Origin of the sequence: Cytobacillus firmus NBRC 15306 (genome assembly GCF_001591465.1) — a bacterium.
Lineage (GTDB): Bacteria > Bacillota > Bacilli > Bacillales > Cytobacillaceae > Cytobacillus > Cytobacillus firmus.
Genome location: NZ_BCUY01000007.1, coordinates 1 through 22733, shown reverse-complemented (window position 1 = coordinate 22733; position 22733 = coordinate 1). Strand labels below are relative to the sequence as shown.

General features: G+C 41.2%; 17 protein-coding genes and 1 pseudogene. All 18 read left to right on the top strand.

All coding sequences use genetic code 11. From position 1 onward, the window contains the following. The first annotated feature begins 200 nt into the window (after window positions 1–200). The 18 genes and pseudogenes from BFI01S_RS03505 to BFI01S_RS22865 all read left to right on the top strand — a co-directional run bounded on the left by BFI01S_RS03505 (window position 201) and on the right by BFI01S_RS22865 (window position 22674). Window positions 201–413 carry a class II lanthipeptide, LchA2/BrtA2 family gene (locus BFI01S_RS03505; protein ID WP_061791363.1) on the top strand — a complete coding sequence of 71 codons (213 nt, stop codon included), beginning with the start codon at window positions 201–203 and terminating at the stop codon, window positions 411–413. Window positions 414–489: 76 nt separating this feature from the next. Next, window positions 490–3609, top strand: coding sequence for a type 2 lanthipeptide synthetase LanM family protein (locus tag BFI01S_RS03500; RefSeq protein ID WP_061791362.1), 3120 nt, complete (start codon window positions 490–492; stop codon window positions 3607–3609). Continuing rightward, window positions 3606–5771: a peptidase domain-containing ABC transporter gene (locus BFI01S_RS03495; RefSeq protein ID WP_061791361.1), complete on the top strand. Its 2166-nt coding sequence runs from the start codon at window positions 3606–3608 to the stop codon at window positions 5769–5771. The genes BFI01S_RS03500 and BFI01S_RS03495 overlap by 4 nt, the downstream gene beginning before the upstream one ends. 146 nt (window positions 5772–5917) lie before the next feature. After that, a pseudogene (locus BFI01S_RS03490) lies at window positions 5918–6598 on the top strand (ABC transporter ATP-binding protein); the annotation flags it as partial. Window positions 6599–6822: 224 nt separating this feature from the next. Next, window positions 6823–7641 carry a DUF2705 family protein gene (locus tag BFI01S_RS03485; RefSeq protein ID WP_061791360.1) on the top strand — a complete coding sequence of 273 codons (819 nt, stop codon included), beginning with the start codon at window positions 6823–6825 and terminating at the stop codon, window positions 7639–7641. 15 nt (window positions 7642–7656) lie between these two features. Beyond that, entirely contained in the window at window positions 7657–8418 is a 762-nt protein-coding gene (locus BFI01S_RS03480) for an ABC transporter permease (protein ID WP_061791359.1), read from the top strand. Window positions 8419–8445: 27 nt separating this feature from the next. Beyond that, window positions 8446–9783 carry a lanthionine synthetase C family protein gene (locus BFI01S_RS03475; RefSeq protein ID WP_061791358.1) on the top strand — a complete coding sequence of 446 codons (1338 nt, stop codon included), beginning with the start codon at window positions 8446–8448 and terminating at the stop codon, window positions 9781–9783. Between the two features lie 74 nt (window positions 9784–9857). Beyond that, window positions 9858–10565: a response regulator transcription factor gene (locus BFI01S_RS03470; protein ID WP_061791357.1), complete on the top strand. Its 708-nt coding sequence runs from the start codon at window positions 9858–9860 to the stop codon at window positions 10563–10565. Further along, a complete protein-coding gene (locus BFI01S_RS03465; RefSeq protein WP_061791356.1) occupies window positions 10562–11488 on the top strand; it encodes a sensor histidine kinase in 927 nt (308 codons plus the stop codon). The genes BFI01S_RS03470 and BFI01S_RS03465 overlap by 4 nt, the downstream gene beginning before the upstream one ends. 115 nt (window positions 11489–11603) lie before the next feature. Beyond that, window positions 11604–12515 carry an ATP-binding cassette domain-containing protein gene (locus BFI01S_RS03460; RefSeq protein WP_061791355.1) on the top strand — a complete coding sequence of 304 codons (912 nt, stop codon included), beginning with the start codon at window positions 11604–11606 and terminating at the stop codon, window positions 12513–12515. After that, entirely contained in the window at window positions 12512–13258 is a 747-nt protein-coding gene (locus BFI01S_RS03455) for an ABC transporter permease (RefSeq protein WP_061791354.1), read from the top strand. Before BFI01S_RS03460 ends, BFI01S_RS03455 begins: the two co-directional genes overlap by 4 nt. Window positions 13259–13321: 63 nt before the next feature. After that, complete coding sequence (locus BFI01S_RS03450; RefSeq protein WP_142753053.1) at window positions 13322–13939, top strand: winged helix-turn-helix domain-containing protein; 618 nt, start codon at window positions 13322–13324, stop codon at window positions 13937–13939. 16 nt (window positions 13940–13955) lie between these two features. Further along, window positions 13956–17189 carry a lantibiotic dehydratase gene (locus BFI01S_RS03445; RefSeq protein WP_061791352.1) on the top strand — a complete coding sequence of 1078 codons (3234 nt, stop codon included), beginning with the start codon at window positions 13956–13958 and terminating at the stop codon, window positions 17187–17189. Further along, on the top strand, window positions 17182–19029 hold the full coding sequence (locus BFI01S_RS03440; RefSeq protein WP_061791351.1) for an ABC transporter ATP-binding protein: 1848 nt from the start codon (window positions 17182–17184) through the stop codon (window positions 19027–19029). The genes BFI01S_RS03445 and BFI01S_RS03440 overlap by 8 nt, the downstream gene beginning before the upstream one ends. Window positions 19030–19044: 15 nt before the next feature. Then, the gene (locus BFI01S_RS03435) at window positions 19045–20391 is read left to right on the top strand and encodes a lanthionine synthetase C family protein (RefSeq protein ID WP_061791350.1); all 1347 of its coding nucleotides are present in this window, start codon (window positions 19045–19047) and stop codon (window positions 20389–20391) included. A 354-nt stretch (window positions 20392–20745) separates the two neighbouring features. Further along, window positions 20746–21507, top strand: coding sequence for a MerR family transcriptional regulator (locus BFI01S_RS03430; protein WP_061791349.1), 762 nt, complete (start codon window positions 20746–20748; stop codon window positions 21505–21507). Window positions 21508–21714: 207 nt separating this feature from the next. Next, the gene (locus tag BFI01S_RS03425) at window positions 21715–22263 is read left to right on the top strand and encodes a CBO0543 family protein (protein WP_061791426.1); all 549 of its coding nucleotides are present in this window, start codon (window positions 21715–21717) and stop codon (window positions 22261–22263) included. 156 nt (window positions 22264–22419) lie between these two features. Then, window positions 22420–22674, top strand: a complete 255-nt coding sequence (locus BFI01S_RS22865; protein ID WP_142753054.1) for a hypothetical protein — start codon at window positions 22420–22422, stop codon at window positions 22672–22674. Window positions 22675–22733: the final 59 nt, after the last annotated feature.

Below are 22733 nucleotides of genomic sequence, written 5' to 3'. Positions count from 1 at the left end.
AAAAGTATTAGTAGTGATGGGTTGTGCTCGCAAAGACTTCGACTGCATTTATCACTCTACTAAAATAATAGTAAATATTTTCTATCTAATCCTTAAATTAACATTATTTTAATCTTAAGAATATTTATGATTTCTTAAGAGAATTAGATGGTAGTATGAAGTTGTCTTAAGACAATGACCATTATTTAGGAGGAGTTAGAATGTCCAAAGAATTAGTTGTTAGAGCTTTAAGGAATCCTGAATTTCGTAATGAAGTTGATTTTGAGCACCCGGTTTCTCAGGTAGATGCTGAAGAACTAAAGAACATTTCCGGCGGAGCGGATGTACAGCCTCAAACTGCTTGGGTTTGCCGCACGATCCTAATTACAATCAGAAATTGTCCATCAGTAGTGAGATGCTATCCTGGAGATTGATTCAAATGCTGTAAATCGGATGTCAGGCAATTTTTTGCCTGACATTTTTATTAACATTTATTAAGGGGGTTTTAGAATGCAAAATGGAAATGCCCAATATTTCATTGAAAGACAAATAAGCAGCGGCGAACAGAAAACGGACCACACATTATTGTCAAAATGGAAAACAAAATCTGGAATCGTTTATCCAGAACAATTCGAGCTATGCTTGAACACTTTAAATTTAACTAAAGACGAATTTGCCGCTCTCATAATGAAAAAAGAAGAATCCGCCAAGTGTAATGAAGAATGGTGCAATTATTATGAGAGAATACTTGCCCATGAGGCTGAATATTCAATTGCATATGACATAGACAGTGATATAAGCAAGGTATTCAGCCCTTTTGTAAAGCCCTTTATAAGTTGGGCTCAGACGAAAACAGTAGAATACATAAACAATAGGAATGAGGATAACTATCTTGATGTAAAAGGCGTGATTGCCTCCTTCAGCCGATACCTCCATGAACATTTATCATTTATTGCTTTAAAAACCTTAATTTTAGAATTGAATATTTCATCATACCTTGAGCAATTGCAGGGTGAAACGAAAAAAGAAAGATATCAATATTTTATTGAGAGTTCTTTAACCAATAATGAAGACATAAAAAAGTTTTTCATTCATTATCCTGTTTTAGCAAGGGTTATGACTGAAAGAACGCTCATGCTTATTAAAACCTTCAATCAAATGATTAAGAGATTCATTGATGACTATCAAGGATTAACCATTTTCTCGCAAGGCAGTGTAATAAAAACAATTGAATTTGGCATGGGGGATACACATAAGAACGGGGATGCAGTTCATATCATTCAGTTTCAAAATGGTAAAAAGGCGGTTTATAAACCAAGGTCTATCGCAGTTGATGAATCCTTTCAGAACCTTTTGTCCTGGATAAACCAGAAAGGGCTGAAGCACCCGCTGAAATCCTTAAAGGTAATTTCCAGAAAGAATTATGGATGGATGGAATTCATTGATTATAAAGATTGTGAATCGATTGAAGAATTGGAGCGTTTTTATTACAGACAGGGTGCGTTAATCGGACTTCTATACATACTTAATGCCGGGGACTTTCATTATGAAAATATCATTGCAAATGGCGAACACCCAATGCTGGTTGACCTGGAAGTATTATTTCAGAATGAAGTAACGATACCTGCCAGAAAAACCGCTGTACACGAGGCAATTAAGAATTTATCCAGTTCAGTATTGAAAACAATGATGCTTCCTGTTCAATTTTCTGCCGATAAAGTTCAGGATGGTGTGGATGTAAGCGGGATAGGTGGCAGAGGCGGGCAGGAAGTTACACACAATGTATTTATGATCAAAGATATTTATACAGATCAAATGAAGCTGGTAAAAGGAAAAGGGCAAACCTCCTATGGAAAAAATGTCCCACGCTTAAAAACAGAAAAACCGAGTTTAGAAGATTATAAGGATCCACTGCAGCAAGGATTTAACGATCTCTATACCATAATGCTGGAACATAAAGATGTATTGCTTTCGCCTAATGGACCGCTTCAAGCATTTAACCATGCAGAAGTACGTGTTGTGCTCAGGTCTACACAAATCTATCACACGTTCCTGGAAACCAGCTACCATCCTGATTATCTGCAAAATGGCCTTGATCGGGAATGGTTATTTATGCCGCTTTGGAATACAGGAAAAGTGAACAAGATGCTCAATCTTGTCATACCTTATGAGCTGCAGGACCTTTTAGCAGGGGATATACCGTACTTTACGGCAAAACCAAATTCAACAAGTATATGGACCAGTCAACAAGAAGAGATAAAAAATTTCTACCAGACTACAGGCAGGACCTTAGTTGACCAAAATATAAGGAAACTCTCTTTGAAAGATTTGAATACTCAGCTGGAATACATAGAAATGTCACTGGCTACTCTGAAGAAGGATAAAGCAGAAGATACTCCTATTGATCCAGTTCTTCTGGAAAAGGGGCAGGTCAACAAAGAAAGGTTTAAAGAAGAGGCCATTGAAATAGGAAACCTATTATGCAAGCGGGCTATTTACGGAGAAGGGCAGAAAGATGCAACCTGGATTGGGATAAGCAAAGAGCATGGGGCAGATGCCCGGCTGTCTCCGTTACATTACGGTCTATACGATGGGATTCTTGGTATCAGCTTGTTTTTAGGTTATCTGGGACGTTCAGCAAAGAATGAGAAATATACTGATGCGGCCAAGAGAGCGTTTCAGATGGTTAAGGACAGGATTAAGCATCCTGCAAACGATGATGGCATCTCGGTATTTACAGGCTGGGGATCCATTCTCCTTTCTCTTTGTCACTTTCAAAAGCTATGGAACCTTGATAATTTCGAGGAACTTGCCTGTGAGGTAATAGGCCATATTGAAAAACAGATTGATTATGACAGGCGTTACGATATCATGTCTGGCAGTGCTGGTGTCATTTTTGCCCTGCTGAATTTTTATGATCTGACAAAATCAATGCATGCGCTTCAAGCAGCGATAAAATGCGGAAATCATCTAATGAAGCACAAAACCGAATATCCTGAAGGGATAGGATGGGTTATTCCGGGATTTGACCGGCCATTAAATGGACTGTCTCACGGAGGAGCAGGCATTGCCTGGGCGCTTCAAGTATTAGCTGACAAAGCGGGGAGACCAGACTTTCAGGAAGCATCTCTGCAAGCGGTTCAGTACGAAAATAGCTGGTATTGCGCTGAAGACGAAAATTGGAGTGACCACAGGCAAGGACCCAATGATATTCCTGTTTTTTGGTGTAACGGAGCAGCGGGAATCGGCATCAGCCGATTAATGATGAAGGGGCAGGGTAATCCCCTTTTTGAAAGAGATATTCAAAGAGCGATTAATAAAACACTGAAGGACGGTTTTGGAAGGGGAATCAATCTTTGTCATGGAGATATGGGAAATATCGAACTGCTGCTGCTGGCTGCAGAAAAAGAAAACAGACAGAACCTTCGGGAGATAGCAGAGAATATGGCAGCTTCCGTTCTGGAACAGAAAAGGAAATCTGCTGACTCATTAATCTGGGACGGACATATACCCGGGTTTATGACAGGGCTATCCGGAATAGGCTACCAATTATTGAGGCTTCATGATCCGGATTCTGTTCCTTCACTGCTCTCCCTGCAGCTTGGAAATCTCGAGGTGATCCATAAATGACAAGGAAAAAAACGATGCGCACTGTCCCATTTATGGAACAAATGGAACGGTCGGAGTGTGGAATCTGCTGCCTGAAGATGCTGGCTAAGTATTACAGAAGTTCTGTCTCTTTTTACGAATTGCAGGAAAGGCTATCCGTAGGAAGAGACGGTATCTCCATGTACAACTTAGCCTCAACAGCGGAATCAGTCGGATTTACATGCAGCGCCGTTAAGGTATCTTTAGACGGACTCGAATCGGTTTCTCTGCCTGCCATCCTTCATTGGGAACAAAACCATTATGTAATCCTGGAAAAAATCAAAAATGGAACGTATTTTATCGTCGATCCTGCTAAAGGGAAAATAAGGCTGTCGGTAACTGAAATGGAGAAAGGATTTAACGGCTATGCTTTGCTTTGCCAGCCGCAGGACAAATTATGGGCTGTGAAAAAAGACAGCAGCACAAAAGCCTGGAGGCAATATACTTACTTGCTGAAACAAAATAAGAAACTGATTCTGTCTGTCTTATTCATGTCAGGGTGTCTTCAGATTTTCACTCTGGGCTTGCCCATTCTCACGAAATTTATTATTGATGCACTGAATGAAAAAAATGTTAATCTGTTTTCTCTGCTGGGGGCGGCGACGTTTTTTTTGATCCTGTTTCAAACCTGTTTCTCTTATTTAAGGACAAAGGTTTTGATCAGGCTGAAAAACACGCTGGATTTGCAGATGATGAGCAGGTTTATTCAGCACTTTCTCTCCTTGCCTTATAAGTTTTTCCAGCTTAGGACTTTTGGAGACCTCATCTTCAGGGCCAACAGCAATGTTCACATTCGGGAAATCCTTTCTGCCAATGTGATCACAAGCATTTTTGATTCCTTATTAATTGTTGCGATGTTTTCCTTTGCCGCTTATTTTTCAATGACAATGGGGATATCCGTTCTTTTATTAATTTTGCTCTCGGCAGCGACCGTTTTAGTTTTTAACCCGAAATTAAAACACCTGTCTAAAGAAACAGTAATGGCACAGACGGCGGTACAGGGGGCCATGAGTGAAATGATTTACCATATTGCGGCCATCAAAACCACCGGAACGGAAGAAAGAACATACAGAAATTGGAATTCACGGTTTGTCGAGTATCTCCGAAAGGTTAAATCCAGAGATGCGGCCATGAACTGGCTTGACAGTCTGAATGCAGGCATACAGACAATAGCGCCATTTATCATTTTATGGATAGGTGTAATGGAGATGTTGAATGGCCGATTAACACTTGGAACGCTGGTCGCCATTTTTACAATGGCCGGAAGCCTGTTTTTATTAGTCGAGAATTTGGTGAGGTCTGTGAGCCAGCTGATAATGCTGAAGGCTTATTTAATGAGGGCTGGGGACATTCTGCATGCCAGGCCGGAACAGGATCAGTCTAAACAATTAAAAAAGCTGGATAAGCTATCGGGCAGTATTGAATTAAAAGATGTCACCTTTAAATATTCCGAATTCAGCGAGCCAAGTCTGCAGAGTATCAGTTTGAGCGTTCAGCCGGGTCAAAAAGTTGCGATTGTAGGACCATCCGGATCAGGAAAAAGCACGCTGGCACGGCTTATGATTGGACTGCACCAGCCAAACGCAGGAACCATATGCTTTGATGGCATATCAATCCGGGAGCTGGATTTGCCGTCTTTACGAAAGCAGATTGGAGTTGTGTCCCAGGAGACGCCGATATTCAATAAAACAATTCTTGAAAATGTGTCGCTTTATCATGAAGAGGCTACTGAAGAAGAGATCATCAAAGCTTGTAAAAGGTCTGGAATCCATAATGAAATCATGGCCATGCCAATGCATTATTTTACTCCTGTTGCAGAAGGAGGCGCAGATATTTCCGGCGGCCAGCGCCAGCGGATCGCAATTGCCAGGGCGCTCCTCAAGGAGCCGCAGATTCTTTTACTGGATGAAGCAACTAGTGCCGTTGATAATCAGAATGAGCGCCATATCCATGACCAGGTCCGAAGTATTGCCTGCACCCAGATCATTATTGCCCACAGGCTGAATACCATAAAGGATGCGGATGTCATCATTGTTCTCGAGAATGGCAGAATTGTCCAGGCGGGCAGACATGAAGAACTGCTGGCAGCAGATGGATTGTATAAAGAGATGTATGGCCAAGAGCCTGCCGTGCAGGCAGTGTAAAAGGTACCCCTGGCACGTGTGAGGGTTATTTTTTTAGGCTTAAGAAAAATGTAAGAATTAAGAAAAAGATTCTTAAATAGATCATGTTACTATTTTTACAAATAGTTCGCTTTTCCTGAGGAGGAGAAGCTGAGTGAGGTGCAAACATGGAACCGAAGGTATTGGAAGTGAGGAGTGTTTCCAAAAAAATAAAAACAAGAAAATTGCTTCATGAGATTACTTTTGATTTAGAGCAGGGGGATATTTGCGGGTTCCTTGGACCGAATGGCGCTGGAAAGACGACACTGATCCGGGTGATGATGGGGCTTGTAAAGCCATCTGCGGGAGATGTGCTGGTGCTTGGGAACTCTGTATCAAAGAATCGGAAGCAGGCATTAAGCCGGGTGGGGGCCATCGTTGAAACGCCGATCTTTTTCGGACATATGTCCGGGAGGGGAAATTTAAGAAATTTGATTAAGCTGCATCCCCATATCCCCAGATCAGAACATAACAGGAAAGTGGAGGAATTGCTCGAGCTAGTCGGATTAAAAGATAGAGGCAATGATAGAGTTTCCTCTTATTCCCTCGGTATGAAGCAGCGGCTGGGGATTGCCCAGGCGCTATTGGGCGACCCTGAAGTGATTATTCTGGATGAGCCGGCCAATGGGCTCGATCCGATGGGGATGAAGTTCCTGAGAGAACTGATAATGCGATTAAGAAATGAAAAAGGCCTGACATTTCTAATATCCAGCCATTTGCTTGATGAACTTCAGCATATCTGCAATAAAATTGTCATGATACATGAAGGTGAGCTTAAATGGACAGGAAGACTTGATGATCTCATTGGAAAAGCCAGGTGGGAAATCAGCTGTGAACAGCCGGATAAAGCCTTATCCCTGTTAAAGGGGAAAATTCAGATCAAAAGGCTTGATTCCAGGACACTTCAGGCCATATGTACAGAAGATGAGCTTCAGTATCTCCGAAGAACACTTGCTGAAGAAAACATTGGGTTAACGAGCATTGAGAAATCCGAAAGAAACCTGGAAGAAATCTTTATTGAGCTGATGACGCAATGAGATCTATATTCCTTTGTGAATGGGAACGTCTCTGGAGCAAAAAAAGTTCCATTCTTTTTTTTATCCTCATTCCCTTCCTAGTGCTTGTTACGGCCCTTCAATCAAGAGAAAACAATGAAGTACTCGAGAAGACGGACCCGCAGTACTCGTTCTGGTCCAATTTCCCTGTTATGAGTATTGCGGAAGTCTTTATGCTCTATTTCAATATCGTGGCTGTTCTGATCATTATCATGAGCTTCACGCATGAATACAGAACCGGTCAGCTTCGAATGGTTTTGCAAAGAAGCTTTCGTTTTTCAAGCGTTTTTTGGGCGAAGTATTTTTCCGTTTTGCTTTATCTCTTTTTGCTCGTTGGTGCCTATTTTATCTGTTCGTTAGCTGCGGGATGGCTCTTTTTCGACAGTGCAGAAAAAGTCTACTTATTTTTTCAGCCAGAGCCTGTATCCCCCTTACACTCTTTAGGCTATAGTGCGGCTTATTTTCTGCTTTCCTATCTGTCGCTTTCAGCGGTAGCCAGTGTTGCGGTTCTGGTGGGAGTCATAAGCAGATCATCCACAACGGCATTTGCGATAACAGCCGGTTTTTTGCTGGCTTCCATGCTTTTTCCAGTACTGCTTGGAATGTTTGGAGAGTCCATTGGCTATTCACAGTACGTCTACTTTTCTTTAATTGAGATTCAGTTTAGCGGAATTGTTCAGATGCTTACAGATCAAGTGTTTTTAAAAGGGTGGATATTGGCTGTCATGATGGCTTATATACTTTTGGGGACTGCAGTTTCACTAATCATATTCTCCAGAAGAGATTCCTTACATTAGAAGGAGGGAGACAAATTGAATCCATTGCTTTCCAGTGAATGGCAAAGAATGTTCAGTCGAAAAAAAAACATTTTGTTCTTTTCCATTTTCATGATTTATATTCTTGTTCAGTCTTTGCTGGCAGAAAACCTATTTTTTACAATGGAAGAAAGTGCACCGCTCAACTCACTCAATTACTCTATTTTTCTGCTGAAGAAAATCTATTATTTGATGGTCCTCATCATACTGCCTGTAATGTGCATCGACAGTATTAATGGCGAGTACCAGTCTGGAGGCCTTCGCCTGGTGGCGATCAGACCTCTCTCATTAAAAGACATTTTATTAGCAAAATGGTTTCTGCTGATTGTGCTGGTGGCTGTCATGATGGCAATCACCTTTGCAGTGGGCACGGCTGCGGGATACTTATTTTATCCAAAGGCGGATTCGGTCAGTTTTTATTATGAAAATGCACCTGTAATGGGAGTGGCGGAAGCCTATATATATCAGGTGAAATATTATCTTGGTGTATTCATTATTTTTGTTGCCCTGATAGGTATAGCCAGTTTATTAAGTGTTACACTGCCGAATACGATCATTACTGTTATCACTTACCTGTTCTTACTCTTCATTTCTGTGTATCTTAGCGATTTGTTCGATATTCTGCTGTTTGGCAGCCAGGAATTGTTTGTGTTCCTGCTAGAGGCAGACCTCTCATATTTATGGTTTCTTTTGCTTGTTATCGTTCTCACCTATTCTTTTACACTATTGCGGTGGAATCGCAGAGATTGGGTCAAATAGAAGCAGAAAGTGTTAGGAGGAGGAATTATGATAAATCTGGAAGGTTCATCCACTGTCATGAATATGAAGCAGATCGTCCATGACATTGCATATAAATTGAAAGATCCTGCACAGGTTAAAGCCTCCGCCTGTGCAGCCTCCAACCGAAATTCAGAGGGGAGGAACCCTTGGGATAGCTGTTCTTTATCTCAGGGATATCCGGGCCTTATTCTTTTTTATTCAAAGATGGACATGCTTTATCCTGAGGAAGGCTGGGATGAGGTTATACATGACTATTTAATGGCTTTGCATGAGGAAATGAATGGGAATAGCCTTGATGATGTATCTCTATATAGCGGATTAACGGGAATCGCTTACGCTGTTTTGCAAGCTTCCAGAGGAGGGACGCGCTATTCGGGATTCCTGCAGCAATTAAACAGTTTAGCTTTTAAAAGAATTGAACAATTTTTAAGGGAAGGGTCCGAAACTTTCAGCGAAGCTAAAGGAGTTTCCCCTTTTTGGTATGATCCCATGTCAGGGCTTTCAGGTTTGGCAGTATATTTGCGGGAGCTGCCTGAGAATGAAACGGCCCAGTGGTTGTATAAGGAAGTAATGAAAAATCAAGTCCGTCTTGCAGATGAAATAAGTATTGATGGAGAAGTGGTTCCAGGCTGGTATATTCCGAGACATTATCAATTCAATCAGGACTATCAAACGATGTATCCCAATGGAAGCTTTAATAGTGGAATGTCCCATGGCATTGCGGGTACGCTTGCATGTTTGGCCCAGGCCAGCCTTGACGGGTACGAAGCAAAGGGGCAAAAGGAAGCGATATGGGAGATCTCCCAATGGTTAGTGAACAAGAAAAGAGTGAAGGGAGAAAGCATTTCCTGGCCGGATATTCTCTCATTTGAACATGAAGTATTTGGGCAGCCGAACTACAATGAAGACCATCCGGATGCCTGGTGCTACGGACTCCCTGGAATTGCCTATTCGTTATATCTTGCTGGAAAAGCGCTGAATGAAAAAGGCTTAATAAGTGAGGCGTTGGAGGCGTATACTTCACTTATCGCTAAGGAATTAAAAGAGACGAGCGTGAGCGGACTCAGTTTTTGTCATGGAGTTTCCGGTAACATGCATATCCTGCATAAAATGGTGAGAAAAGAAGAAGAGCATTTTTCCATATATAAAGAGAAACTGAATGACTATGCAAATAAGATAATAGACAGCTATAATCCGGAGGCCCCATTTGGATATACTGATGCGGAAAATAAAATGCTGCATAAACCAGGGCTTTTGGAAGGAAGCGCCGGAATTTGTCTGTCTATGCTTGAACTGATTCATGGAGCAGATTTGAAATGGGATAGCCCTTTCTTATTATTTTGAGAGAAATGTTAAAATTTACAAAAACAATGTGTTAGAATCAAAGTGTATCTAAATAATCACTAGAGGTGATACACATGAGCCTTTCGAAGATATTAGTTGCCGAAGATGACAAAGAAATCAGCCATTTAATTCAGAGAACACTGCAAAATGAAGGGTATGATACACAGCTGGTCAATGATGGAAAAGAGGCGCTGGATTGCATAAACAGTTTTCATTATGATTTGATTATCTTGGATATCATGCTCCCGCAGATGGATGGATTGGAAGTTCTTCAGCACATCAGACAACATAAAAATACACCCGTGATGATCTTAAGCGCCAAAGGGGGAGAACAGGATAAAGTGTTGGGTTTAGGGCTTGGAGCTGATGATTATATTTCTAAGCCTTTTTTTATTGGGGAATTTCTTGCCAGAGTGAAAGCTCAGCTTAGACGCTACCTCTATCTTAATGAAACAAAAAAAGAAGATTCGCAGAAGTTATTGAAATTTAATGATCTGGAACTAAACCGTGATACATATGAAGTCAAAATTAAAAATAATAAAATCATGTTAACAGCTAAGGAGTTTGCCATTCTGGAGCTCCTTCTTACCCATCCTGCAAAAGTATTCAGCAAATCACAAATCTTTTCACACATCTGGAAAGAGGATTTCCATACCGATGACAATACAGTAATGGTTCATATAAATCGCCTGCGAAATAAAATTGAAACAGATCCCTCTGCACCAGAATATATACAGACTGTCTGGGGAATCGGCTACCGGTTTGCAGGTGATCGAAAATGATGTGGACGATGTTTATTCTGTTAATCATTATTGTGCTGGGACTCTTGTATGATAGGATTTCCCTCAATAAACAGATCAAAAAAATAAAAGGAGATTTGGATGAATCCATTTCAAAAAACTCTGTGACTCATTTACGGATTCACTATTCCAGCACACCATTAATAAGTCTGATCGATTCGATTAATCGTTTTATGGAAAAATATCATCACAACAGAGAGAAAACTAATTTTCTTGAAATAGAAAGAAAGAAAATGATTACCAATATCTCGCATGATATTCGCACCCCTCTAACCTCCATATTAGGATATATGGAGGTTATTTACCGGGAAAACAGCAGAATGACTGAAGAAGAGCGGCTGAAGTATCTGGAAGTGGTCTATCAGAAGGCACAGAAGTTAACAGCGATCACTGAATCATTTTTTGAACTTGCTCAGCTTGAAGCTGGAGAGATTGATATAAAGCTTCAAAGAGAAAATATTGTGGAAATCATCATGGATGTATTTGTGGCCTTTTTTGTCGAGTTTGAAAGAAGAGGCATAACCCCGGTAATTGATTTGCCGGATGAACCATTATATGTAAGATGTGACAGAGGCTCTGTTGAGAGAATCTTAAATAACCTGATCCAAAATGCTGTTAAATATGGGGCGGAAGGTAAAGTAATTGGAGTGAATATCGAGCAAGCTGATAAACTCTGCTGGATTGGGATCTGGGATAAAGGTGAGGGGATAATGGAAAAAGATTTACCTCATGTATTCAATCGGCTGTTTCAAGCCGAGAAATCCCGCAGCAATGCCGGTAATGGGCTTGGTTTATCCATTACAAAGAAATTAGTAGAAAAACAACATGGACAAATCCATGTTACAAGCAAGCCTTATGAAAGAACGTGTTTCTCCTTTTCTCTAATGGCCGAAGAGCAGATGTAAGGAAAATGTAAGAAATCGTTTAGGAATACTTAAAAAAAGTATAGTAATATTTTAATTGTTAGTTAATATTTACCTTATTTGGTGAATAAATTCCATAAATGAGAGGAGGGCGAGAATGGATGTATTAAGGACATTTGGTCTGACAAAAATCTATCAGAATAAACAAGTGGTGCAAAATATAGATATGACAATCAAAAAGGGGGAAATATACGGTTTAATCGGGAAAAATGGTGCCGGCAAGACTACTACCCTGAAAATGATCTTGCACTTAATCAAGCCAACAAAGGGTAAGGTTGAACTATTTGGAAAAAACCCGGCTAAAAACCAATCCATCTTTGAGAAAATCGGTTCTTTTATTGGCCACTCCAACTTTTATCATAACCTGACTGCAGAAGAAAACCTGGAAATACACAGGCGGCTAATGGGAGTCACTTCAAAAAAACGCACCGAGGAAATGCTGAGGAAGTTAAACCTCATGCAATACAAAGACAAGAAGGTGGAAGACTTTTCAGTGGGGATGAAGCAAAGGCTTGGGATTGCAAGGTCGATGCTGCATTATCCGGAGTTTCTTATCCTGGATGAACCAACCAATGGACTGGATCCTCAGGTCATGAAAGACCTGAGACAAACCCTGCTGAAACTGGCTAACGACTATGAGGTTGCTATTTTACTATCAAGCCATATTTTATCTGAGATCGATCATTTGTTCAGTGTTCTCGGAATTATACATAGGGGAAGATTAATTGAAGAACTCAATTATGAAGCCTTGCAGGAAAAGAAAAAAAGATACTTGCAAATCTCAGTAAATAATGTGAATAAAGCTTCGTTCATCCTGGAGAATGAGATGAAAATCTCAGACTATGTCATATGTAATAATGGTCTAATCAAGATCTATAACAGTGTTCAGGCAGCTGAGTTAAATGCAAGAATGGTTGATGGTTTTGTGGAAGTATATGAAATGGTTAATGCCCGCGATTCCCTCGAAAACTATTTTTTATCCATCACGAAGGAGGAGGATCTTTCATGATCACGATCCTGCAGACTGAGCTGCTGAAATTGCGAAGGACAATTGTTCAATGGATGATATTGGGCGTTATTCTCATACCCATTGTTTTTAATCTTATTTATGTCATGCTATCCGGATTATTGGAAGACTCAGCCTTTAATTGGAACACATCTTTGGTTTTTGTGAATTTCCTGCTGACGGTTATCATAGCGCCGATTTTCTATGCAGGCATTGCAAGTTTTATTTTCTCAAGGGAATACCGTGAAGGCACTGCAGAAGCCCATTTTACCTATCCGCATTCAAGAGCATCTTTTTTTACAGGTAAAGTGTTCATTATTTTCTTGTTTATCCTGACTTCTTGTTTGCTGATTTTTAGTGTAAATCTGATCATATGTCTTCTCTTTGCTGATATCCCGCCGCCTCCGAATTTCATAAAGTCAGAGATTCTGGGCAGTTTGAGAATAGCTTTTACTCAGTGTGGGCTTGTATGCATCACAATATTGGCCAGCATCGCTTTTAGAAATATCGTTGCAGGAATTCTTACAGCTGTAATAGGCTGTACAACATCTATTGCAATGCTTTTCTCATCTTTAGGAGACTGGCAGCTGTTAAACCCTTATTTTTTCAGCCTGGTAGTCACGGATCTGACAAATTATAAGCTGAAAAGCATTTTTTCTGGAGTAGCATCCATCACGGTCATTGGTGTATTGGCCATTATTTACGCCCTTCATTTATATAAGAATAATGACGTTGCCAATAAATAAAACTTTTCTGCGAAGGAGGAGTGAGCCATAAATATTCTGATTATTTCAAATTGTAAAGATACGTTGGAGAAGCATGGTCTTATAGGTGAAATAGCCGATTTTCAAGTTCTACACTTGCGAAACTGGAGAGACATTTCCTTTGGTTTACTTAAACAATGTTTTGCCATTGTCATCGATGAGAGCATGCTTGAGAAGGATATTATTGGCTTTTTCAAGCGAGTCACAATTTATAATGGAATTTCTATTATTGTGACAAGCTTTAATAAGAATTATAAAAACTTGCTGGAAACGATCACTCTTCGGATCATCCATGAAAAAAATAAGCCTTCCGAGGCTAGGAAGGATCATGTGCTGGTAAAGCTCACTGAGGATACCGTGCTTGATACAGAGGATCGGGTTTTAATAAAGGGAGGCAGGGTAATTGTCCTTTCTTCGCTTGAATTCCGAATATTAAAAACGCTCATTGAACATTCAGGAAAAATATGCAGCTCGGAAAAACTGATTGATCTAGTGTGGGGCTTTGATGAAACAGTAGGAACGGATAATTTATATGTGTATATTCACAAATTGCGCGAGAAGATAGAGGCAAACCCCAATAAACCTAAGATCATTAAAACCAGAAGAGGTCAAGGTTACTTTCTGTGCCTGGAAACGCAAGTTGAAGTGGAACTGACAGACTAAAAAGGAGTGAGAAGCAATGATCGTGAAAGAAAGAAATAAAATAAAAAAGAACAATAAAAAGGAAGAGCCGCTGTACTCCTTACTGGATTATTTCATGCTCAGATCTCCTCTTATGCCCTTTCAGGTCTATTCAGAGATGAGCAGCCTCGAGGGCGAACAAGCGGAGGAACAGCTCTTTCAATTAATGAAGAATCGGGAAATCAGAGAAGCCATCTATGTTTCCAGTCCGAGCCTCTACCATTCTCTAATAAAGCTGGAGAAGTTCAGTGATTCGCCAAAGAAGAATCAGCTGATCAAGTCAGCCCTGAAATATCTGATCAGGATGTCCACTCGCCCAACACCGTTTGGTTTATGCTCTGGTGTAGAAGCTGGCAGGATTGGAGACAAAACAGATTTAGTCATCCCGGATAACAGACAGTTTAAGAAGAGGGCCAGGCCTGATATGGAATGGCTTTTAAAGGCAATCAGCATTCTGGAAGAAGAGGATGAGGTCCTCTTACGCCTCCAGGTTATGCGCAATCATTCACTCTACTATAATGGAACGCGGGTAAAGCTCCTTTTTCATACTGGCTTTGGACAGTTATTTAAAGATGGGAACAATTATAATAAACAGCCAACGATTCGCTTCACTCAAGTGGTTGAGCACGTCTTCAGGCTGGCTGATAAACCGATTGCTTTTTCCGTTCTTGTCCATACCATCAAAGAACGTTATCCTCAGGCAGATACTGATACCATTACCCAATTTATAAAAGAGCTGCTGAAACAGGAATTCCTGATCAGCGAAATACGACCTTCCCTAATGGATGTAAACCCTTTAAGTAATCTGAATAATAAAATCATCAAGAATCAAATAGATCACCCCATTCTAAGTGATTTGCAGAATGTAGAGACCCTGTTCAATGAATATAACCTCACCACAGTAGGGCAGGGAGAGGAAATATTCACTGACTTAAAAAACTCTATGAAAAAAGTGACAGATGCAGAAAACCTAATTCAAGTTGATTTAGCCATGAACACCCGGGCACTAACCCTAAGTGAAACAGTGAAGGACACGGTCGAACTGGCTGCAGAAACTCTCTGGAAGCTATCTCCTCCGCACAGCGGATTTGAGCACATTGACCGCTACAGGGAAGATTTTGTAGAGCGTTATGGAACCTATCAGGAAGTGCCGCTTTTGACCCTGTTGGATGAGGATATGGGCCTTGGATATCCTGCTACCTATGAATTTCCGCCTTCTTCAAGGACTATGAAAAAGACAAGAGATAAATTCACACCATACCGGACCAAGGTTTTACTCGAACTCATGACAAGGGCAATTAAAGATGGAAGCATGGAAATTAAACTGACGGATCAGGATATTGAAAGGCTATCGGGCAAGGAGCAAATGGAACAATTTGACCCGGCATCCCAGGCGCCGATCTCCATGGAGCTCTATTTCCAAATATTAGCCAAGCATGAATCGGATATTGATGATGGCAATTATGAAATGATTATCGGAGGAAACCCTGGTTCAGCCGCTGCCGGCAAGACGTTCGGAAGATTTATCGATATATTGGATGACTCGATTGAAACTAAACTGGCAGACACGAGCAAAACAGAGCAATCGCTATACAAGTATTCGATTTTTGCAGAATTAGTCTATCTGCCGCCTGCTGGAAGAGCAGCCAATCTGATGGTTTCAAAGAATACCAGAGAATATGAAATCGCTGTGGGAACAAACTCATCCAAGCCGGCTGAAAAGCAGATACCGCTAGAGGATATTGTTGTAGGATGCAACCTGGAATCCTTTTATCTAAAGTCTAAAAGACTGAATAAAAGAATTATTCCTGTCACATGCCATATGCTCGATTATTCCAACGCACCAAATGTATGCAGATTTCTAAGGGAAGTTGCTTTAGAAGGTGTCAGACACTGGATGCCATTTGATTGGGGAGAGCTTGAACATTCATATGCCCTACCGGGTATTAGATATAAAAATATCCTTCTGTCGCCTGCCGAGTGGAAAGTGGACCCGCTCACATTGGATTTAGATCAAAAAATCAGCGGGAAAGAGTTTATGGATTATTTTAAAAAGTGGAGGAAAGAGAGGAAGATTCCCCGTTATGTTTATCAGACCCGCTCTGATAATAGAGTTCTATTAGACTTGGAAAACAGCTTCCATCTAGAATTACTGGAGTATGATTTTAAACGACTTAGTAAGGGACAGACGATCAGGATCACTGAAACTGGAATGAAAGATCCGGCTAATCTATTGGTAAAAAATAATAATGGGGATTCATTCTTTGCTGAATTTGTTTTCCCTCTCGTTAAAAATAACCACATAACCAGCGAGAACAAGCTGAATCAAAATAAAATGCAGTTGAAGAAGGAATTTATCCCTGGTGGTCAACGGCTTAAATTTCCGGGGAGCGAATGGCTCTATATCAAGCTGTATGGCATGAATCAGCGTGTCGAGGAGTTTCTATATAATGGATTCTGCAAATTGGCTGAAGAAGCTAAAGAGAATGGATGGGCTGATCAGGCATTCTTTATACGTTATATAGATGAAGTCCCGCATATACGAATTCGGCTGAAAGGGGACCCGGATCTGTTAGTGGCAAAGGGAATCCCTTCGATCTATCAATGGGCCAATACGATGAAAAAAGAGGGGCTTTTGAATCGGATGGTCATTGATACTTATGATCCCGAGATTGAAAGATATGGAGGTTCTGACCTTATCAGCAGTGCTGAAACATTCTTCTCTAAAGACAGTGAGGCCGTAGCGCGATATTTAGGCCTTAGAAGATTTGAACGTATTGACATAAGCGAAGAACTATTTGGGGCACTAAATGTGATTGATATCCTCGAAGGATTCTCGCTCAGCTTCATAGAACAGCTAAACTGGCTCAATGATAGTGTGAATTACAAGGAATACAAAGAGGAATTTAAACAGATGAAATCTGAACTGCTGCGTTATGGCAACACTGATGACAATTGGGCCAATTTGCAGAAGGATGAAAAAGGGCAAACACTCTATTCTTTAATGAATATAAGAAAAGAAGCGTTAAGTATTTATGCTGATAAAGTAAATGAAGCGAACCGGCAAGGACTCCTCGCCAATCATATAGACGATCTGATCGGAAGCGTCATTCATATGCACATAAACCGCCTGATTGGAGTTGACCGCACGCGCGAAACGAAAATCATTACACTCGCGAGGCACACTTTATACCATTTAAGGTATCAGAAGGAGAAGCAGAACAATGGATGAGTTAAAATACTATTCTTCTAATTTCAGCTTTAAAAGTATTTTAAGTTCATTTTCTTACTGGCCCAGGCTATTCAAGCTTCTCTGGGAGATCAATAAATTCTATTTTATTCTCATTATTGGCTGCTCCCTGCTTCAGGGACTTATCCCTGCCTTTGTGATCATCGCGACACAGGAATTTATTAATAGTATTGTCAGTTCACAGAATAGCGGTGCCTTTTCAGATGTTTTTTTCAGCTTTGGCCTGCTGGCGGGTGCCACTATTCTAAATGAATTGGTGTCTGTCCTGAGAGGATATGTTGAAAGGCTTTATGAAAGTCTCATAGGTTATCGCTTAAATGAAACGATCATGAGTAAATCAAATGATCTTCCTTTGGAATCATTTGAAAATGCCGATGTACAGGACAAATTAAAGCGGGCCCAGTCGGAGGCATCTTACCGTCCATATCAGATATTTTCCCAGATCCTGTCCTTAATCAGCCAGGCTGTAACTCTTTTTTCTGTTGCTGCCATCCTGATCATCTGGAAATGGTGGGTTGCCTGTTTATTGATTGTCTTTCCGCTCGTTTCCTTTATTTCTTTTTTGAAATTAGGGCAGGAAGAGTTTGATATACATTTCAGAAGAGCCCCGAAAACAAGAGAATCCTGGTATTTGTCGTTTTTGCTGACCAAAGACAATAGCTTTAAAGAAGTAAAATTGTTTAAGCTGGGCTCTTATCTGATTGATCAGTATAAACGGATTTTCTCGGGGTTCTTTGAAGAAGACAAAGAAATTGCCAAGAAACGTTCGTTTATGTCCATCCGTTTTCAATTTTTAAATGAACTGGTCTCTGCCATTATTATTTTCATGATCGCTTTTGCTGCTTTTAATCAAGAGATCATGATCGGGAATCTGGTAGGAATGATACAGGCAGTAACCATGACACAGGGAAACTCTCAAGGGGTTGTTCAGGGTGTCTTGTCATTATGTCAAAATAGCTTATATATGAAACAGCTTTTTGCTTTTTTAGACCTGGAAGTAGTGAAAGAAGAAGACGATTCGAATGCGGAAGAGCTGGGAGAGATTCGAAGTTTAGAATTCAGAAATGTCTCGTTTGTGTATCCCAATACTCCCAATTTAGCATTAAAGCATGTCACTTTCTCTCTGAAAAAAGGAGAAACAGTTGCGGTTGTGGGGAAGAATGGTTCAGGAAAATCAACAATGGTAAAGGTTCTAACTCAGTTATACAGCTCTTATGAAGGTAAGGTTTTGATCAATAACCAAGATGTCAGGAGTTATAGCAAATCAGCCATTCGCCAAAGGATAGGAGCCGTGTTCCGGGATTTTGTCCACTATGAAATGTCTGCCAGAAACAATATAGGATTTGGAAATCTTCAAAAGATAAAGGATGATGAAAGCATTCTTAATGCAGCTGAGAGATCGGGTGTGCTGCCGCTTATAAATAAACTTAATAAGGGATTAGACAGCCAGCTTGGGAGATGGTTCGAAGACGGCCAGCAGCTTTCGGGAGGACAGTGGCAGCGGATTGCCATTGCCAGAGCATTCATGCGGGAAGCTGACGTTTATATCCTTGACGAACCAAGTTCCTTTTTAGATCCGGAAGCCGAGGCCGATATATTTTCCAGATTTCAGGATTTAGTGAAAGACAAAATCGGATTATTCATTTCTCACCGTTTTTCCTCAGTGAAATTTGCTGACAAAATTATTGTCTTTGACAACGGCGAGATCATTGAAATGGGCTCACACGAAGAATTGATCAGTTTAAATGGCCTCTATAAAGATTTGTACGATACACAAGTAAATGCACTGGTGAGAGATGAAGTGGAGTTGCAGGGCGTATAAGGGGGAAAAATTAGTATGATACAGGTAAAAGGGAAAACAGGAGAACAGTTAAGAAAAAGAACTGAAGATATAGCCGTTGAATTGGCTACTAAATTAAAGGATCCGAAAACCGTAAGCGGAGCTATTCAGGATAAGGAAAACTTTATTATGCATAATGGTGTAAAGCATTACCCATGGGAGCCTCTTAGTCTCTCACATGGATATCCGGCAATGTGTGTGGCTATGGCCGAAATGGATGATTTCAGGAAAAGCTCCGGCTGGGATTTGGCTGGGCATGATTACGTGCTTGGGATTAAAGAGGAAATTGAAAAACATGGGATCCATTCCCTCTCCATGTGGAGCGGCCTGGCCGGTATCCTCCTGGGAATTCATGCACTTTCCAAAGAGGGTACCAGGTATAAGGGATTCATTAATCAATTAATCGATTTCTTCTGTGAAATGTACCCAGCTGAACTAGAAAAAACGATGGCCAAAAAAGACCTTGGAATGTCAGATTATGACGTGATCGAGGGATGGTGCAGCACGATAGGAATCTTACTGATATTTAAAGAGGAAGAATGGGCGAAAGCAGCTCTTGTTAAAATCCTTTATTATTTAGTGTTGCTTAGTGAAGATAAAGAAGTAATGGGGATAATGGTTCCAGGATGGTGCATCTCAGCAGATCCTTCATCTTCAGATTCCGGCACAATGGCGAAATTCAACTGTGGCATGTCCCATGGGATTGCGGGTGTCCTGGCTGCCATGGCAATCTGCCTGAAAGAAGGAATCCAGATCCCTGGGCAAAGAGATGCAATGCATAAAATCAGTGACTGGCTCTGCTCACACACACGGTATGATGAATATGGCGTCATGTTTCCATCCATCATCAGCTGGGAAGAAGAGGTTAATAAAGATCGTTCAAAATCAGAAGACTATCATAGGGATGCCTGGTGCTATGGGTCTCCAGGTGCGGCAAGGGCAATGTGGCTGGCAGGTGAAGGGCTTCATCGGGATGATCTGAAAGAGATTGCTTTGGATGCCTTTCTTGCTACATTTTCTAAACCGATGAAGAAATGGAATATCTACTCCCCTACCTTCTGTCATGGATTTTCTGGACTTTTAAGACTAACTCATCTTATGTATCAGGACAGTGGAAACGAAACATTAAGAATAGAACGGGACAAACTCCTGAACATGATCGTGGATATGTATGACCAGGATGCCCCATTAGGCTTTTATGATCACAATTTTAGTGACAATGCCGAGAAGAAAATTGTCAATCTGGGAATGCTGGAGGGGGTGGCAGGCATTTTGCTTACACTTATTTCCATATACCGAAAACCAGTGACCAGCTGGGATTTGGCCTTTATGATTAATAACTGAGTACAGCTGTATTTGCAGAAAGGCTGACATTGCACTAAAGCGCAGTGTAGGCCTTTTTTTCCGTCTGAAAAAAATAGAATAAATAGCAAAAAACCATTTGACCTTCACGCTGCGTAAAGGTGTATCGTTAGTAACAGAAAGTACTTTCTATAACTTCATTGTCTAACTGCAGCGCCTAGCCCTCGGTGTCATAAGCCAAATCACTCCAGAAATCAGGTTTCCTGCGTGATTTGTCTTTTGCCTGTCAGGCTTGCACAGGATGTGCTGACTTCAGCGTTCGCCACAGGACGTGGCGGTTTTTAGCTGAAGTTCATCCGGAGGCGCTTCCGCTTTTCTTGAAAGGAGGACAATCGCATGGAATACACTGTGCAGAAGCTCGCGCAGCTGGCCGGGGTCAGCTCGAGGACCCTCAGGTATTATGATGAAATTGGGATTCTTAAGCCGGCAAGAACCAATTCGTCGGGATATCGGATTTATGGCCAAAAGGAAGTTGACAGACTTCAGCAGATTCTATTTTATAGAGAGCTTGGCATCAGCCTTGATCAGATCAAGGATATCATCACAGCACCTGCTTTCGATGCTGCGGATGCACTGAAGGAGCACCGCGAGAGACTCCTTGAGAAAAGAAAGCAGCTTGATCTGCTTATTACGAATGTAGAAAAAACGATCGCGTCAGCGGAAGGGAGAACGACCATGTCAGATAAAGAAAAGTTTGAAGGGTTCAAAAAGAAAATGATTGAAGATAATGAGAAGCAATACGGAAAGGAAATCCGCGAAAAATATGGTGAGGAGACGGTTGAGAAGTCGAATGCCAAACTTATGAACATGACGCGGGAGGAGCATGAAGCCGTTGTCAAGCTGGCTGAAGAGATAAACAGCACCCTGGACCAGGCCATGGAAAAGGGTGATCCGGCAGGAGAGCTTGCTCAAAAAGCAGCCGGCCTGCATAAGCAATGGATCACATATTATTGGAGCGAATACAGCAAAGAAGCCCACGCAGGCCTGGCGGAAATGTATGTGGCAGATGAAAGGTTTAAAGCTTATTATGATAAAGTCCGGCCGGGTGCCGCTGAGTTTTTAAGGGATGCAATCAAGATTTATACTGGACAGCAATAGGTATGAAAGCGGCTGGCTCTGCCGGCCGTTTTTTTATGGGACTGAAGTTTGCTCCGTCCGCCAAGCTAATGAGGATGCATATGATCGCTAAGTTTGGTATACCTCTTTTCGCCAATAGTTCACTAAAACCATCTGCTTACTGTATGTAACTCTTTACATAGGGGAAAATGAGTAACAAGATACCAACAAGAAATGGCAGGTGATGAGATGAGCCGCATTCCTTCATATAAAGATGAGCAGACCCTTAGGGAGAAATTAAGAGATATTTCTCTTGAACACTGGGTACATGAGGATTTGTTCAGTTTTAATTGGTGGCTGCTGCTGGCTTCGAGCATTTTGCCATTTTTTATTTGGTGGAGGCTGGTGGATAAGGGCAGGTTATTTGAAATTATGACTTTCGGCTTAATCTGTGCGATCTTCGCCTGTTTCCTCGATGTTGTGGGAGTGAGCTTTCTTTTATGGGGATATCCGGATAAACTGTTTCACTTTTTACCTCCATTAGTGCCGGCAGATTTTGTGGTCATTCCAGTGTCAGGAATGCTGATCTATCAGTACTTCAGCACATGGAAAAGCTATGCGGCCGCAGCAGTGGTCCTGGGAATTCTGTTTGCTTATATCATTGAACCGTTATTTAGCTTATTAGATATGTTTGTGCTCATACATTGGAAGCATACGTATTCGTTCATAGGCTTTATTCTCTTTTTTCTGGGTATTCGCCTTTTGATGATGGGTTTGAAGGGCGCAGCAAAAAAATAAAGAAAGCGGTCAGCAGTGCTGGCCGCTGTTTTACCGGATTAATAGTGAGAGCTGTGGGAACATTTTTTACAGCCTGCTGTAATGCCGTTCAAATGAGCATTTTTTGCAGGTGCAATGATGAATTTCAGGTGTGCATTTTTTACAGGAGCAGCTCTTATGCTCAAAGGAACATTTTTTGCAGGAACAGTGGTGTTTAAAATCGCTTGTACATTTCTTGCAGCCGTGATGTTCAGGCTCTTCTTTCTTTTTGCAGCAGACCTTTTTCTTGTAATAATATTCTTCAACACAATAATGACACATGGGTTTCACTCCTTTCTCCTACTAATATATGAAGGGGAAACAAGAAGGAAAGAGCCCTTGTCCATATTGCTTAAAATTTCCGCAAATGCCCCCTCATTTTTCGCAGTCTAACGGGCAGTAAGACCCCCGCTTCAAGACTCTGAGGAATCAAAGGAGGGTAAGCTGGGGCC